15 protein-coding genes are annotated in these 13883 nt (G+C 69.4%); all 15 read right to left on the bottom strand.

The features are described 5' to 3' along the window. Nucleotides 1–36: 36 nt before the first annotated feature. Complete coding sequence (locus G531_RS0117805; protein ID WP_026928254.1) at nucleotides 37–678, bottom strand: hypothetical protein; 642 nt, start codon at nucleotides 676–678, stop codon at nucleotides 37–39. Then, nucleotides 675–1739 carry a glycosyltransferase gene (locus G531_RS23785; protein ID WP_081684257.1) on the bottom strand — a complete coding sequence of 355 codons (1065 nt, stop codon included), beginning with the start codon at nucleotides 1737–1739 and terminating at the stop codon, nucleotides 675–677. Before G531_RS23785 ends, G531_RS0117805 begins: the two co-directional genes overlap by 4 nt. Nucleotides 1740–1846: 107 nt before the next feature. Further along, entirely contained in the window at nucleotides 1847–3139 is a 1293-nt protein-coding gene (locus G531_RS23780) for a glycosyltransferase (RefSeq protein WP_035759646.1), read from the bottom strand. 4 nt (nucleotides 3140–3143) lie between these two features. Next, complete coding sequence (locus G531_RS0117790) at nucleotides 3144–5375, bottom strand: glycoside hydrolase domain-containing protein (protein WP_081684245.1); 2232 nt, start codon at nucleotides 5373–5375, stop codon at nucleotides 3144–3146. A gap of 66 nt (nucleotides 5376–5441) precedes the next feature. Next, on the bottom strand, nucleotides 5442–5657 hold the full coding sequence (locus G531_RS0117785; RefSeq protein ID WP_026928252.1) for a hypothetical protein: 216 nt from the start codon (nucleotides 5655–5657) through the stop codon (nucleotides 5442–5444). Nucleotides 5658–5671: 14 nt separating this feature from the next. Beyond that, complete coding sequence (locus tag G531_RS23775) at nucleotides 5672–7132, bottom strand: S8 family peptidase (protein WP_051215678.1); 1461 nt, start codon at nucleotides 7130–7132, stop codon at nucleotides 5672–5674. Nucleotides 7133–7396: 264 nt separating this feature from the next. Next, nucleotides 7397–8170, bottom strand: coding sequence for a 50S ribosomal protein L17, sunset domain variant (gene rplQ / locus G531_RS27045; protein WP_051215677.1), 774 nt, complete (start codon nucleotides 8168–8170; stop codon nucleotides 7397–7399). 33 nt (nucleotides 8171–8203) lie between these two features. Then, entirely contained in the window at nucleotides 8204–9223 is a 1020-nt protein-coding gene (locus G531_RS0117770; protein WP_026928251.1) for a DNA-directed RNA polymerase subunit alpha, read from the bottom strand. A gap of 156 nt (nucleotides 9224–9379) precedes the next feature. Beyond that, complete coding sequence (gene rpsD, locus G531_RS0117765; RefSeq protein WP_026928250.1) at nucleotides 9380–9985, bottom strand: 30S ribosomal protein S4; 606 nt, start codon at nucleotides 9983–9985, stop codon at nucleotides 9380–9382. Nucleotides 9986–10004: 19 nt separating this feature from the next. Then, nucleotides 10005–10406 (bottom strand): 30S ribosomal protein S11, encoded by a 402-nt coding sequence (gene rpsK / locus G531_RS0117760; RefSeq protein WP_026928249.1) that lies wholly within the window; start codon nucleotides 10404–10406, stop codon nucleotides 10005–10007. Nucleotides 10407–10460: 54 nt separating this feature from the next. After that, nucleotides 10461–10829 (bottom strand): 30S ribosomal protein S13, encoded by a 369-nt coding sequence (gene rpsM / locus G531_RS0117755; RefSeq protein ID WP_026928248.1) that lies wholly within the window; start codon nucleotides 10827–10829, stop codon nucleotides 10461–10463. Between the two features lie 287 nt (nucleotides 10830–11116). Continuing rightward, nucleotides 11117–11230, bottom strand: a complete 114-nt coding sequence (gene rpmJ / locus G531_RS0117750; RefSeq protein ID WP_026928247.1) for a 50S ribosomal protein L36 — start codon at nucleotides 11228–11230, stop codon at nucleotides 11117–11119. 66 nt (nucleotides 11231–11296) lie between these two features. Further along, nucleotides 11297–11518, bottom strand: coding sequence for a translation initiation factor IF-1 (infA, locus tag G531_RS0117745; RefSeq protein ID WP_026928246.1), 222 nt, complete (start codon nucleotides 11516–11518; stop codon nucleotides 11297–11299). A 200-nt stretch (nucleotides 11519–11718) separates the two neighbouring features. Beyond that, the gene (locus tag G531_RS23765) at nucleotides 11719–12609 is read right to left on the bottom strand and encodes a hypothetical protein (RefSeq protein WP_051215676.1); all 891 of its coding nucleotides are present in this window, start codon (nucleotides 12607–12609) and stop codon (nucleotides 11719–11721) included. 62 nt (nucleotides 12610–12671) lie between these two features. Beyond that, complete coding sequence (locus G531_RS0117735) at nucleotides 12672–13847, bottom strand: neutral zinc metallopeptidase (RefSeq protein ID WP_026928245.1); 1176 nt, start codon at nucleotides 13845–13847, stop codon at nucleotides 12672–12674. Nucleotides 13848–13883: the final 36 nt, after the last annotated feature.

Here is a 13883-nt window from a genome sequence, read left to right as displayed (position 1 = left end):
GTTCGGCCCTGTGTCGTTGTCGGCCCTGTGTGTGCGCTACTCCGCGACCGGCTGGCCGAGGGGATGGTGCGTCCAGGCCGGGAGCGGCTGCCGCAGCAGAATGCTCCGCCAGACCTGGTACGCCGCCAGCAGCGACCACACCACCGAGGTGTTCAGGTAGGTGAGGCGACGGAAGCGGCGAACCTGGGTGAGCGGGACGAAATCGACCTTGCCCGCTCCCCCGTCCACAGTGCCGGCATCCACGTCGCGAGTCACCCGATCGATCCGGACGCGGACCCACACATGCCCGACCCGCCACCAGGGCCGATTCTGCGACCGCACCCGGGACGCGAAGACGAGCTCGGTCTGCAGCCCGAGCCGGTTCAGGATCTCGTTGAGCGCACCGTTGTACTGATTCGGGTTGCCCCGGCTGTTGCGGAAGGCGACCGCGGGTGATTCCCAGGGGGTCAGGATCGAGTAGCTGGCGAACTTGCGATGGGTCAACTGCTGCACATGGTCGACCAGGGCCCACCCGCTCAGCCCGCTGCCGCGGGATTCGGTGACCGCGTCCTCGATCGTCCGCACCCCGTCCGGGGTCACCGGTTCGGGTCGCGGGGCTCGCGCGAAGACCGGGATCGCGATGCCGGCGACCACCCCCACCGGCCACAGCCGGCCCAGCACACGCCACGGCTTGTTCATCGGTCCCTCCCAGGATGAGTTTCGGCCAGTCGGGCGTGCATGGCCAGCATCGCGGCCACGCTGCGGGACCAGGAGTACTGCTCGGCGCGGGCGCGGGCGGCGGCCCGGGTCTCGGCCACCGGTCGCGCGCGCATCCGCTCGATCGCGTCGGCCAGTGAGATCGGATCGGGGTAGGCCCATTCGCCGCAGGTGTTGTCGACCAGTTCCCGGGCTCCGCCGCGGTCGGAGGTGACCACCGGCGTACCGCAGGCCAGGGCCTCCAGGACGGCCAGGCCGAAGGTTTCGGCCGGGCACACCGACAGCGAGATGTCCGCGGCGGCGTACCGTTTGGCGACCTCGTCGCGGCCGTCGACGTAGCCGTGGAAGATGACCGGGGCGTCCTCGGCGATCTCCTGCAGCTCGGCCAGGTCCGGACCGGTGCCGTAGACGTCCATCCGCATCGGGATGCCCCGGCGGTGGACCTCGACCGCGGCGCTGATCGCGAGTTGCGGGCTCTTCTCGTGCGAGAGCCGGCCCACATAGCACAGCTTCAGCACCCCGTCGTCGTCCGGCGTTCCGACCTCGGGGCGGAAGGTCTCCAGGTCGACCCCCAGGGGCACCTTGATCAGATTCGCCCCGGTGTTGGCGAACTCGTCGGCGGCGAACTGGGAGGTGACCACGACGGCGTCGAATTCCTGGGCCAGCCGCCGGTTCAGCCCGCCGATCACGGTTTCCACGCCGAACTGGCGTCGCAGGAACATCGAGGCCATCCGGTCGAGTCGTTCGTGGCTGAACAGGGCTGACCCGATCCCCCGCCGCCGGGCCCAGCGGCCGACCGGCGACAGCGTCCACTTGTCGGAGACCTCGACGCTGGTGGGCCGGAACCGCTTCAGCACGTCGACGGCCTTCCAGGGCTGCCAGATCAGGCGATAGGTGTAGCCGGGGATCTTCGGGGAGCCGACCTCGACCACGATGCCGTGCTCGGTCTCGGTCTCCCGGTCGTGCTCCCCGGGGATCACCACGATCCGCTCGTGGCCCTGCTCGGCATAGCCGACACCCAGCGAGTTGATCGCCTGCCGCATGCCGCCGGAGACGGGGCCCACCAGGTTGGCCAGCTGCGCGATGCGCAGTGGCGACGCGGGGGTCGGTTCGGTGCTGGACACGCGGACAGCCTAGCCGCCCCCCTCGGTCAGCCGGCGAGGGCCTCCCGTTCGGCGGCCGCGGCGTCGACCAGATCCTGGATCCGACCGAAGATCGCGGCCCGGTCGAACTGCAGCGCGTGGGTGCGGGCGCGCAGCGCCAGTTGGGTCCGTTCCTCGGGGCTGAGGTCGCACACCGCGTGGTCGATCAGCGTACGCAGCGCGGCGACGTCCCCGGGGGCGTGGATCAGCCCGCAGGAGCCGACCGCCTCGGGGATCCCGCCGGTATCGGTGGTGATCACCGGTCCGCCGCCGGTGAGCATCTTCTCCACCGGGGCGATCCCGAAGGTCTCCACGAACTCGGTGGTCGGCTTGCTCGGCAGGGCGTACGCCGCGCAGCCGGCCATCAGGTGGGCCTTCTCGGCGTCGTCGACATCGTCGAGGAACCGGATCCGCTCCCCCAGTCCGGTCGCTGCGGCCCGCGCGCGCAACTCGGCGGCGGCCGGTCCGCGCCCGGCGATCACCAGTACGACCCGGTCCTTGGCCCGGGACCCGGCGTACGCGTCGATCAGGTCGTCGACCCCCTTGGCCGCCTGGAGTCGGGACAGGAACAGCAGATAGCCCTCCGGGGCCAGCCCGCGGCCCGCGAGTCGTCGATGGGTCTCCTCGCTCGCCAGGTCCAGGAAGGCGGCGGTGTCGATCGCCGGGTAGGAGATCTCGATCCGCTCGCCGCAGCGGCGGGCGTAGTCGGTGCCCAGGCCGTGATCCACCTCGGCGGCGGCAGCGACGATGAGGTCGCGGGTGTACGCCGAGACCGCCAGGCAGTGGTCGCTGGACAGATACGTCGTCAGCAGGTGGGCGGCGGCCCCGAAGCGACCCTGCGCGGCGGCGTTGCGGACCACGTTGGTGATGTCGCTGCCGACCGCCTCGGCGGCGGTGATCACGTTGACCGGCAGGCCGGTGTCGCGGGCGACCCGGACCGCATCGCTGACCGCGACGGTGTGCGGGCTCAGGTACAGCGACAGCGCCAGGGTCGCGACGCCGTCGGTGAACAGTTCCACCAGCCGCCCGGTCAGTCCGGTCAGGTAGCGTCCGTCGGGCACCTTGTAGTCCCCGATCGGGTCGGGCCGCTCGACAATGATCCCGGCGCGGTAGGGCAGGATCGAGTCCAGCGGTTTCAGCGGCAGGCCGCACTCCTGCAGCCGCTGGATCGGCCAGGTCAGGATGCGGACCTCGTCGTAGCCGCGGTCCAGCGCGGCCTCGGCCAGGTTGCGGGCCTCCCCGGAGTGACCACAGATCACCGGATCGGCGCGGACGACAATGACAAGACGACGCTGAGTCATGGGACTACCTCCGGGTCGGGGTGAAGGCATCGGGCGGACGGACGTCGCGCCCCCAGCCGGTGGGTTGTTCGGACAGTTCGATCCGCAGGGTGCCGCCGCGGCGCAGGTCCGCCCCGGTCAGCCAGGTCTGCGGCAGCGGACGGCCGCGCCAGTGCACCGCGGCGATCTGCCGGGTCGCGCCCTCCGGATCCGGCGGCTGCGGGTCGGTCACCTCCACGGTCACCTCGGTGCCGGCCAGGTCGAGGCGGGCGTACGCCACCTGGGGGGCGTGCAGCAGGAACAGGTCCTGCCCGGCGACCGGGAACAGGCCCAGCGCGGCCCACACGTACCAGGAGCTGAGTCCCCCGGAGTCGTCGTTGCCCGGCAGCCCGCCCCGGCCGGTGCCGAACCGGTACGCCACCGCGGCCCGGACGATCTCGGCGGTCCGGTCCGGGCGGCCGGCGTAGGTGTAGGCCCAGGGGGCATCCATGTCGGGCTCGTTGTTGAGCCCCTGGAAGCGTCCCAGCCGGTACCCAGCGGCCAACTCCTCCGGCCCGGGATCCACCCCGGGTGCCCGGACGGGACGGCCACCGAACCCGAAGAAGCGGTCCAGCAGCCGGACGAAGCGGTGTTCCCCGCCGGCCAGCGCGATCCGGCCGGACATCTCGTGCAGCAGCCGGAAGGAGTAGTTCCACCGGGTGCCCTCGTAGAACGTGGAGGCGCGCAGCAGTTGCCCGTCGGGGTCGAAGGCGTTGCGCCAGCGCCCGGCGTACCCGAGCAGTTCGCGGGCCAGGGAGTTGTCCCCGACCCGTTCGGCGACCCGGGCGGTGCAGTAGTAGCCGTAGGCCAGGTCGAGGGTGTGCGTGATCGGTTCGGCGACGCCGTGGCGCAGGAACTCCTCGCCCACATCGCGGCGCAGATCGGTGGCCATCATGGTCAGCGCGAGTTCCCAGTCGATGCCGGACACCCCGCTCACCGACAGCTCGGCGAGGAAGGTGTGTGCCAGCGCGCTGCCCTGGCGGGAGAACCGGTCGGCCCCGCGGGCCATCCGGTAGCCGATCGGGAAGTTCCCCTCCTCGACCGCGACGGTGACCAGCGCCCGGGCGATCTCGACGGCCCGCTCGGGCGCGATGGTCGCGATCAGCGGCAGCTGGGTGCGATAGATGTCCCACATCGTGCACAGGTCGAAGGCGAACGGCCCGTCCTCGCCGGACCAGGGCGACTCGTCGATGGCCACGCACGGCTTGATCAGGCTGTGGTAGAGCGCGGTGTCGAAGACGGTGTCCCGGTCGGGGTCCCCCGACTCGGTCCGGACCCGACCGAGGTGGTCGGCCCAGACCTGCTCGGTCTGCGCACGCCGATCGGCGTACGCCCCGGCCCGGACGCCGACATCGCGGTGCAGGTTCTGCTCGGCCCGCTCGATCCCGCGCAGGGAGAACCCGATCCGCAGCTCGACCGCGCGCCCGGCTTCGGCGGGTCCGCTGAAGATCACCCCGAACGGACGCAGCGTCGTCGGGCGGATCGCGTCGAAGTCGAGCCGGGTCCCGCCGGGCATCCGGCGCCGGTCGTACCACAGCTGACAGCGCCAGTCCTCGGCCGAGCAGTCCAGGTACGCCGCCAGCGGCACCCCCTCCACGACGATCTCGCCGGCCGCGGCGGTGGCATCGACGACCTCCAGATGGGACCGCAGCGGGGTGGTGACCCCGTAGGGAATGGTCAGCCCGCCGTGGGAGAAGTCGATCACGATCCGGGCCTGCTGATGGGCGGGAAAGGTGTAGCGGTGCACCGCACTGGTCGGGCCGACGGTGAGTTCGCAGCCGATGCCGCCGGCGCCGGCCGCGGGGTCACCGAGCCGGGCGGCGTACCACCCCGGCGCGGCCTGCTCCCGGTGCAGCGGCCAGCGGGTGCCGAGTTGGTCCAGCGGGTCCAGCATCGGGGTCACCCGCAGGTAGTTGTAGTACTTGCGGATGGCCCCGGTGCCCGATTGCTGGAAGTGGGTGAACCCGGAGGCGAGCTGGGAGTCGAACAGGGCCGCCGGGACGCCCTCGGTGGCCAGATCGAAGCGGCCGTACCCGGTCGGGTAGGCCCCGGAGTACGCGCACGCCGAGACCATCCCGAACGGATAGCCGGCTCCGGGGTGGGTGTTGCCGATCTGGGGTTTCGGGCTCCACCAGGTGGCCGCGAGCCCGGCCTGCTCGCGCAGTTCGGTCGGCTCGCACCCGATGAACGGGTCCACCGAGAAGCCCTGCTTGGTCATGGCCCAAAACTAGGGCGGTTCTGTTTCGGGCGGATTAAGTGCGGATGTCCATCAGCGCACGCTCCCTCACTGAGTGGTCATCTCGCCCTCGGGCTCGACCGCCGACACCGCCGGCGACTGCGCGACCCGGGCGGCGATCTCCGCGGTCGCGGTGATCACGAAGATGCCGAGGGTGTCCATCCGATCGCCGACGACGGCGCCGGCGGCCTGGGCCGCCGACACCGCTGCGGGCAGATCATGCGCGGTGACGATATAGCGCCGCGGCTGATCCGGTGCTGACATGAGTGTCCTTTCGCTCAATCCTTGGTCGCGGCCGATGCGCTGCCCGCATCGACGGTCGACTTATTGTCGCCGGTCGCGTCCTGCTCGGCGGGGTTGAGCGGCGGATAGACCCGGACCACCGCCGGGGCCTGCACCAGCCCGGCCCCGACGTGCGCGGCCGGCTGGTTGGGCAGCGCCTGGGCCCGGGAGGTCAGCGCCTGCCACAGCGCCGCCCCGCGATAGGTGGGGTTGGACTGGGCGTACAGGGCGGCCACCCCGGCGACGTGCGGGGTGGCCATCGAGGTGCCCGACTTGGTGCCGTAGCCACCACCGGGCACCGCGGACAGGACACCGACCCCGGGACCGGCGATGTCGATGCTGCCGTGCGGGGCGTACATCCCGACATTGGAGAAGGGGGCCCGCTGCAGGTTCTCCCCCACCGCGGCGACCGCCAGGATGGAGGGACAGTTCGCCGGACGGGAGACCGGACGCAGCCCGTTGCTGGAGTCGTTGCCGGCCGCCGCCACGATCAGGCAGCCCCGTTGCAGCGCGGCCCGGGCGGCCGCCTCGTAGGAGGCCGGATAGCCGGTGCTGCCGATCGGGACCGGGGCGCCCAGGGACATCGAGAGCACCTGGCAGCCGTTGGCGACCGCCCAGTTGATCCCGGCGAGGATCCAGCCGTCCTGACCCGAACCGGCATTCGACAACACCTTCCCGGCCCAGATCTCCGCCTCGTAGGCGATCCCGTACCGGTCCACCGCGGGATCCTTGGGGGTACGCGGCCCGCAGGAGGTGCCGATGCAGTGGGTGCCGTGGCTGTTGCGGTCATCGACGGTCTCGTTGGGCACGAAGCTGGCGGTCCGGATGGTCCGCCCGGCGAAGTCGCGGTGGGTCAGGTCCATTCCGGTGTCCAGCACCGCCACCCGGATGCCCCGGCCGGTGTAGGGCTGGGTCACCAGCGGCAGCATCGGGCGCACCACCTTGCAGGCCTTCAGGCCCCAGGTCGCCGCGGGGGTCAGGATCGGGATCCGGGGCCGCACCAGCACCGGGCCGGCCTCGGCATCGGGGGTCAAGGCCGGCTGCTGGCCGTCCAGCAGCCGGTCGGCGAGCGCGTTCGCGGCATCCCGGAAGCCGCGGACATAGTCCAGGTCGGGATCCAGCGCGTAGACGTACTGCTCCGGCTCGGCGATCGGACCGACCAGATCGCCGGGGATGCCCTCGGCGAAGCTGGACAGGCCCACGGCCTTGCCGATGGCATCGGGGTCGGCCGCCGCGGAGAGGACGGTGATCCCGATCTCATTGAGGAAGACGCCGTCGGCGCCGGCGAGGTCCTCGGGGACGAGTTGCTGGGCCTCGAAGTCCAGGGAGGAGGCGACCTCCAGCCCGGCACCCCGCTTCAGGTCCTTGGTGGTGGCGCTCGCCTCGTCGGGGCGGCCGACCAACAGGTAACGGCCGGTGTACTGGGGTTCGGGAGGAAATTCGATGATGTCGTCCATGACAGGCTCCAGGGTGGATTCCGGGAAGGGAAGGCGGATGCGATCAACCGGCGACGCAGATCGTCGTCGGGAGGGGACCGGGATCGGTCAATCGGGATGCCTGCAGGCACTTTGAAGTTAGCATCGCTGCCCTGAATTCACCCGTCCCACGATTTGTGGACGGACCGTATCTTCGGCGCTCGGCGTCCGCCGCGAGCCGGACATGCAACGACGCCCGCCCCTGCGAACAGGGACGGGCGTCGGAGCGGGACGAGGGTCAGCGACTCACTTGTCGCCGGCCTCGGCGTCGGGATCGACCGCGGTGGCCTCGGCAGCCTTCTCCGCCTTGAGCTCCTCGGCCTTGGCCTCGGCATCCTCGGCGGCAGCTTCCTCGGCGTCGGTGCGCTCTTCCTTCACCGCGTTGATGAAGCCGGCAGCCTGGGCGGCCTCGGCGGAGTTGAACCACACCTCGGCCTCGGTCTGGGCGTACCAGGGCGACTCGGGGGTGTGGAACTTCATCGAGTTCTCATTGCCCTTGACGTCGAAACCCTCCGGCGGGGTGTTGCCGCGGTAGGAGTCGGCGCCGTACTCCTCGGTGCCGGTCTGCACCTCGGCGGGGGCTTCGGCGGCCTCAGCAGCCTCGGCGGCCTCGGCCTGGGCGGCCTTGGCGACGTCGGACTTCTTGCCGTCCTTCTTCACCACGGCCTCGGTGACGACCTCGATCAGCGCCATCGGGGCGTTGTCGCCCTTGCGCGGGCCGAGCTTGGTGATCCGGGTGTAGCCACCCTCGCGCTCGGCGACGGCCGGGCCGATCTCGGCGAACAGGACGTGCAGGACGCCCTTGTCACGGATGTGGGTCGCGGCCAGCCGGCGCGCGTGCAGGTCGCCGCGCTTGGCCTTGGTGATGAGCTTCTCGGCCAGCGGACGGACCCGCTTCGCCTTGGTCTCAGTGGTGACGACCTTGCCGTGCTCGAACAGCTGGCTGGCGAGGTTGTCCAGGATGATCCGCTCGTGCGCGGGCGTTCCGCCGAGACGGGGACCCTTGGTGGGCTTGGGCATTGTTCTTCTCCAGGTTGGTCAGAAGTGGCGGAATCAGTACTGCTCGGTCTCGGCGAAGTCCGAGTCGCCGTCCTCGTCGTCGTAACCGCCGATGCTGGACAGCGGATCGAAGCCGGGGCCGGAATCCTTCAGCGACAGATCCATCTCGGCCAGCTTCTGCTTGACCTCGTCGATCGACTTGGAACCGAAGTTGCGGATGTCCAGCAGGTCCTGCTCGGAGCGGGAGACCAGCTCGGACACCGTGTGGATGCCCTCGCGCTTGAGGCAGTTGTACGAGCGCACGGTGAGGTTGAGGTCCTCCACCGGCATCGCCAGGTCGGCAGCGAGCTGCTCGTCCATCGGCGAGGGGCCCATCTCGATGCCTTCGGCCTCCGGCTTGAGCTCCCGGGCCAGCCCGAACAGCTCGACCAGGGTCTTGCCCGCCGACGCCACGGCGTCGCGGGGCTGCATCACCGGCTTGGTCTCGACGTCGACGATCAGCTTGTCGAAGTCGGTACGCTGCTCGACGCGGGTCGCCTCCACCTTGTAGGAGACCTTGAGCACCGGGGAGTAGATCGAGTCGACCGGGATCCGGCCGATCTCGCCCTCGGCGGACTTGTTCTGCAGCGAGGACACGTAACCGCGGCCGCGCTCGACGACCAGTTCCATCTCCAGCTTGCCGTTCTCGTTCAGCGTGGCGATGTGCAGCTCGGGGTTGGCCACCTCGACACCGGCGGGCGGGGCGATGTCGGCCGCTGTCACCGCGCCGGCACCGGCCTTGCGCAGGTACATCACGACCGGCTCGTCCTCCTCGGAGGACACGACCAGGCTCTTCAGGTTCAGGATGATCTCGGTGACATCCTCGACCACGCCTTCGATGGTGGAGAACTCGTGCAGCACACCGTCGATCTTGATGCTCGTGATCGAGGCACCGGGGATCGCCGACAGCAGCGTACGCCGCATCGAGTTGCCGAGGGTGTACCCGAAGCCCGGCTCCAGCGGTTCGATGATGAACCGGGAACGGAACTCGTGCACGACCTCTTCGGTCAACGTCGGACGCTGGGCAATGAGCATTGTTGATTCCTTTCCGCACCCACCGCTATCTGAGGGCGCGAATGAGTGAAACCCACGAGGTCTTCCCGCGGGCTCGGGGGCGTCCGCGGACGCCCCGGGGCACCGGGCCGAGGCAGCCTGCCTCGGCCCGGGCGTGGCTTCAGTGAGCGGCCGGGGTCACTTCGAGTAGAGCTCGACGATCAGCTGTTCCTGAACGTCGATGGTGATCTGCTCGCGGGTGGGCAGCTGGTGGATCAGGATCCGCATCTGCTCCGGACGGGCGTCCAGCCAGGCCGGCACCGAACGCTCGCCGTGGGTCTCGCGGGCGACGACCAGCGGGTGCAGGTTCAGCGACTTCTCCTTGACATCGATGATGTCGTGGGCCGAGACCCGGTAGGAGGGGATATTCACCTTGTGACCGTTGACCAGGAAGTGGCCGTGCACGACCAACTGACGGGCCTGGCGGCGGGTGGCGGCGAAGCCGGCGCGGTAGATCACGTTGTCCAGCCGGGACTCCAGGATCTGCAGCAGCGCGTCGCCGGTCTTGCCGGGAACCCGGTGGGCTTCCTCGTAGTAGCGACGGAACTGCTTCTCCATCACGCCGTAGGCGAAACGGGCCTTCTGCTTCTCGCGCATCTGCAGCGAGTACTCAGAATCCTTGCTGCGACCGCGACCGTGGACACCCGGGGGGTACGGACGGCGCTCAAAAGCCTTGTCGCCACCGACCAGGTCAACACCCAGACGACGCGACTTCTTGGTCATGGGACCGGTGTAACGAGCCATGGTTCAGTCTCCTTTCGGCTCAGACGCGACGGCGCTTGGGCGGACGGCAACCGTTGTGCGGCACCGGGGTCACATCGGAAATTCCGTTGACCTCCAGGCCGATCGCGGTCAGCGAACGGATCGCGGTCTCGCGGCCGGAGCCGGGGCCCTTGACGAACACGTCGACCTTCTTCATGCCGTGTTCCATGGCGCGACGACCCGCGGCCTCGGCTGCCATCTGCGCGGCGAAGGGGGTCGACTTGCGGGACCCCTTGAAGCCGACGGTGCCGGCGGAGGCCCAGGAGATCACATGACCGGTCGGGTCCGTGATCGAGATGATGGTGTTGTTGAACGTGGACTTGATGTGGGCCTGGCCGGCAACCACATTCTTCTTTTCCTTGCGGCGGATCTTCTTCGCACCGCCACGGCCTGCAGTAGCCATAAGCTTGCTTGTTCTCCTGGTTTCAGTGAGTACGCGAGGTCAGGGAAGTGACGATCACTTCTTCTTGCCGGCGACCGGCTTGCGCTTGCCCTTGCGCTGACGCGCGTTGGTGCGGGTGCGCTGGCCATGGACGGGCAGTCCGGCGCGGTGACGGCGGCCCTGGTAGGAGCCGATCTCGATCTTGCGCCGGATGTCCGCGGCGATCTCGCGACGGAGATCACCCTCGGTCTGGTAGTTCGACTCGATCCAGTCACGCAACTGGACCAGCTGATCCTCGGTGAGATCCTTGACGCGGATGTCCCCACTGATCCCGGTGTTCGCCAGGGTCTCCTGGGCGCGGGTGCGACCGATGCCGAAAACATAGGTCAGGGCGACCTCCAGGCGCTTCTCGCGCGGGAGGTCGACACCGATAAGGCGTGCCATGTGGCGTTTCCCTTCATGGACGATCCGGGGACCAGGTTCCAACTGGTCGCCGGGCGCACCGCGTACGGGTGGCCCGGGAAACGGATCGCGGAGGTGTCATGAGGTGATGCATCCGCCGTGGCGATCAGCTCGCTGATCCTGCGACGGCCCCGGCCTCCGACCGGGGGTAGGCCCTCCGCGCCCACTGCTGGGTCCGGAGGATTGGCATCACCTGGGTGAGTGTTCAGTTGTGATGTTCTATGAACTTGTCAAGTGACGCCTGCGAGGCGCCGGGCGTACGCCGGGGCTCAGCCCTGGCGCTGCTTGTGCCGCGGGTTGTCGCAGATGACCCGAACCACACCGTGGCGGCGGATCACCTTGCACTTCTCGCAGATCCTCTTGACGCTCGGCTGAACCTTCATTCGAGCGACCTTTCTTGTGGGCGGAGGCATGCCGGACCCATGTCGTGGCATGCCTGGGGAGTCGGATTACCGGTGCCGGTAGACGATGCGTCCGCGGTTCAGGTCGTACGGAGAGATCTCCACCACGACCCGGTCGGAGGGAAGGATGCGGATGTAGTGCTGACGCATCTTGCCGCTGATCTGGGCAAGCAGCTTGTGGCCGTTCTCCAACTCAACGCGAAACATCGCGTTGGGCAGAGCCTCGACCACGGTGCCCTCCATCTCGAGGAATCCTTCTTTTTTCGACATGTACTCTCAATCTGTTGTGAGGACTGAAATCCTGTCTGCCAACTTGAACGCAGAAACGATCACCGGCACAGGTGACCGACACGACAGTCTAAGCCTGATTCCGCACTGACTCAAATCCGGGTATAGTGCCCGCGCATGCGTACGCCCCGCCCGGTGGTCCGGACGGGGCGTTGTGCGTGCTGATTCGGGCAGTTGGCGGTTCAGGCGGCGGTGGTGATCTGACCGCGATCGATGCCGACCTCGCGGTAGTAGTCCACCGACTCCTTCAGCGCGCGCAGGAAGTAGGGCGGGAACTCCATGCCGTTCTTGTTGGCCCACAGGATGCGCGCCTCGAGCCGGCCGATGTCCTTGGCGTAGGTCTCCAGTTCGTCCTCCAGCCCCAGCTGGACCACGACCCCGCCCATGTCGCCGAGGTACTCCTTCTTCCCGTCGACCCCGACCAGCTGGTAGGAGTAGTCGCGCAGCGAGCGGATGGTCCAGATCTGCCACGGCTTCAGGGTGCCGTCGGTGAGGATCTGGGTCGCCGACATCTGGTAGAAGGCGAAGTGGCCGGGCTCCTGGCGCTTGATCTGGCCGATCACCGAGACGGCCAGCTCGTGCTCGCCCATCTCCTTGAGGTAGCGGGCCAGGTCGTTGTACGCCAGGGTCGCCTGCCGCTCGGTGCTGGCGCCGGTGAGGTAGTACATGCAGCGGGCGATGTCCTGCACCGGGCTCATGTGCGCCAGGGCGCCGAGCACCTTCATGTTGAACGGCACCTCGAGCAGCGGTTCGGCCGCCGGCATGCCGAGGTCCTGCTGGACCTGGTCCAGGATGATGCCGTGCTGGATCTCCTGCGGCTGCCAGACGTCCTCGTAGAAGTAGCGGTCAACCTCGCGGACCTCCGGGAGGAGGGTCAGCAGCTCGAGGACATTGCGGTCCACCTCGAGCTCGACGCGGGCGAGGTAGTCGAAGGTGTGGCCGAAGCGCTCCCGCACCAGACGCGGGTTGTGCACCGTCCGATCGACCGACGACAGCGGAATCGGCGGGTGCTGGTCCCCCAGCCGGCTGACGTGGTCGTGGATCTTCTGCGTGGTGATCTGTTCCCGAGGCACACGCTTATCCTAAACGCTGCTATCAAAGTTTTCGGCATCGGGAACGGCTCCCGACCGGCGGCTCAGCCGACCGCGGCCGGGGCGGCCCGCCAGGTGTTGCAGGCGGCATAGGTGTCGGCCTGGGTGCCGCGCCGGATCCAGTCGATCCGGTTGCGTCCGGACCCGTGCGTCGGGGAATCCTGGAACTGGGTGAACCAGCGCTGCCAATTGCTGTCGGTGCTGGTCGACCACTGGCCGGCCCCGGCCATCGTCAGGCCACCGAAGCAGTCGACCTGCAGTTCGCGGCGGCGCTCGACCTGATTGGCATCGGTCTCCCAGGTCTGCCGGTAGTACTCCGGAGAGAAGATGCCGGCGTGGTGCTGCAGGTAGTGCCCGTACTCATGGAAGGCCAGGTGCACCTGGTACTCCTGCTGCTGCTCGCTGGTGCTGTTGGCGGCCAGGCCGACGTCGTAGTAGACGACCCCGTTGCCGGTGCAGTAGAGCGCGGCCCAGCCGCGGTCCCGGCCGCCGCGGCCGCAGGGGGTCTCGATGTTGCCGGTGTAGACCACGACGCGGGGCTGCTCGGGGGCGCCGAGTGCGGCCAGGGCCGGCTGGTTGACCCGGTGCGCGCAGTCGAGGTAGCGCTCCACGATCGCCTGGTCGGCCTGGGTGCCGGTGAACTTCTCCGGCTTCCCGCACGTCGTCCGGGCCGGGCTCAGTGGGTACATCGCGTTGTCGGTGAGCGTTTCGTAGCCGGGCGGGACCTGGGCCTGCGGCGCCCGGTCGATCGGCGGTGCCTGCGGGGGCCCGGTCGGGCTCGGGGTCGGCGCGGTGGTGCCGGTCGTCCCGGGCGTACGCGGGGCGGGGGTCGGGGTCGGCGTACGCGCGGGGGTCGGCGTACGCGCGGGGGTGACACTGCGGGTCGGGGTGGTCGCCGGGGCGGTGACCGGCGGCGTACCGGCCGGGGTCGGGGTGGTGCCGGCGACCGGTCCGCTGCTGCCCCCGTTCAGCAGGATCAGCACCACGACCAGGGCACCCACGGCCAGGACACCGAGCCCGCCGAGCAGCCACGGCAGCGGCGAACGGCGCTTCGGCGGTGGCGGGGTCCACCGCGGCGGCCCACCGAAGCCGCCGCCGTACGCGCCCCCGGACCCACCGGGCGCCCCGAACGGATTACCCGCGAACGGGGCCGGCGAGGGTCCCCCGGCCGCGCCCCCGAAGGGACCACCGGGGCGGAACGGCCCTCCGGAATACGACATCACGCATCACTCCCCGGCACACCCTAGCCCCGACCG

Origin of the sequence: Granulicoccus phenolivorans DSM 17626 = NBRC 107789 = JCM 15570 (assembly GCF_000423085.1) — a bacterium.
In the GTDB taxonomy this organism is placed as follows: Bacteria; Actinomycetota; Actinomycetes; order Propionibacteriales; family Propionibacteriaceae; genus Granulicoccus; species Granulicoccus phenolivorans.
This window is presented reverse-complemented; position numbering and strand designations above follow the sequence as displayed.

Excerpts from the sequence above, each read along its gene's own strand:
- G531_RS0117805 (WP_026928254.1), bottom strand. The coding sequence starts at position 678 with ATGAACAAGCCGTGGCGTGTGCTGGGCCGGCTGTGGCCGGTGGGGGTG.
- G531_RS23785 (WP_081684257.1), bottom strand. The coding sequence starts at position 1,739 with ATGCGGCAGGCGATCAACTCGCTGGGTGTCGGCTATGCCGAGCAGGGC.
- G531_RS23780 (WP_035759646.1), bottom strand. The coding sequence starts at position 3,139 with ATGACTCAGCGTCGTCTTGTCATTGTCGTCCGCGCCGATCCGGTGATC.
- G531_RS0117790 (WP_081684245.1), bottom strand. The coding sequence starts at position 5,375 with ATGACCAAGCAGGGCTTCTCGGTGGACCCGTTCATCGGGTGCGAGCCG.
- G531_RS0117785 (WP_026928252.1), bottom strand. The coding sequence starts at position 5,657 with ATGTCAGCACCGGATCAGCCGCGGCGCTATATCGTCACCGCGCATGAT.
- G531_RS23775 (WP_051215678.1), bottom strand. The coding sequence starts at position 7,132 with ATGGACGACATCATCGAATTTCCTCCCGAACCCCAGTACACCGGCCGT.
- rplQ (WP_051215677.1), bottom strand. The coding sequence starts at position 8,170 with ATGCCCAAGCCCACCAAGGGTCCCCGTCTCGGCGGAACGCCCGCGCAC.
- G531_RS0117770 (WP_026928251.1), bottom strand. The coding sequence starts at position 9,223 with ATGCTCATTGCCCAGCGTCCGACGTTGACCGAAGAGGTCGTGCACGAG.
- rpsD (WP_026928250.1), bottom strand. The coding sequence starts at position 9,985 with ATGGCTCGTTACACCGGTCCCATGACCAAGAAGTCGCGTCGTCTGGGT.
- rpsK (WP_026928249.1), bottom strand. The coding sequence starts at position 10,406 with ATGGCTACTGCAGGCCGTGGCGGTGCGAAGAAGATCCGCCGCAAGGAA.
- rpsM (WP_026928248.1), bottom strand. The coding sequence starts at position 10,829 with ATGGCACGCCTTATCGGTGTCGACCTCCCGCGCGAGAAGCGCCTGGAG.
- rpmJ (WP_026928247.1), bottom strand. The coding sequence starts at position 11,230 with ATGAAGGTTCAGCCGAGCGTCAAGAGGATCTGCGAGAAGTGCAAGGTG.
- infA (WP_026928246.1), bottom strand. The coding sequence starts at position 11,518 with ATGTCGAAAAAAGAAGGATTCCTCGAGATGGAGGGCACCGTGGTCGAG.
- G531_RS0117735 (WP_026928245.1), bottom strand. The coding sequence starts at position 13,847 with ATGTCGTATTCCGGAGGGCCGTTCCGCCCCGGTGGTCCCTTCGGGGGC.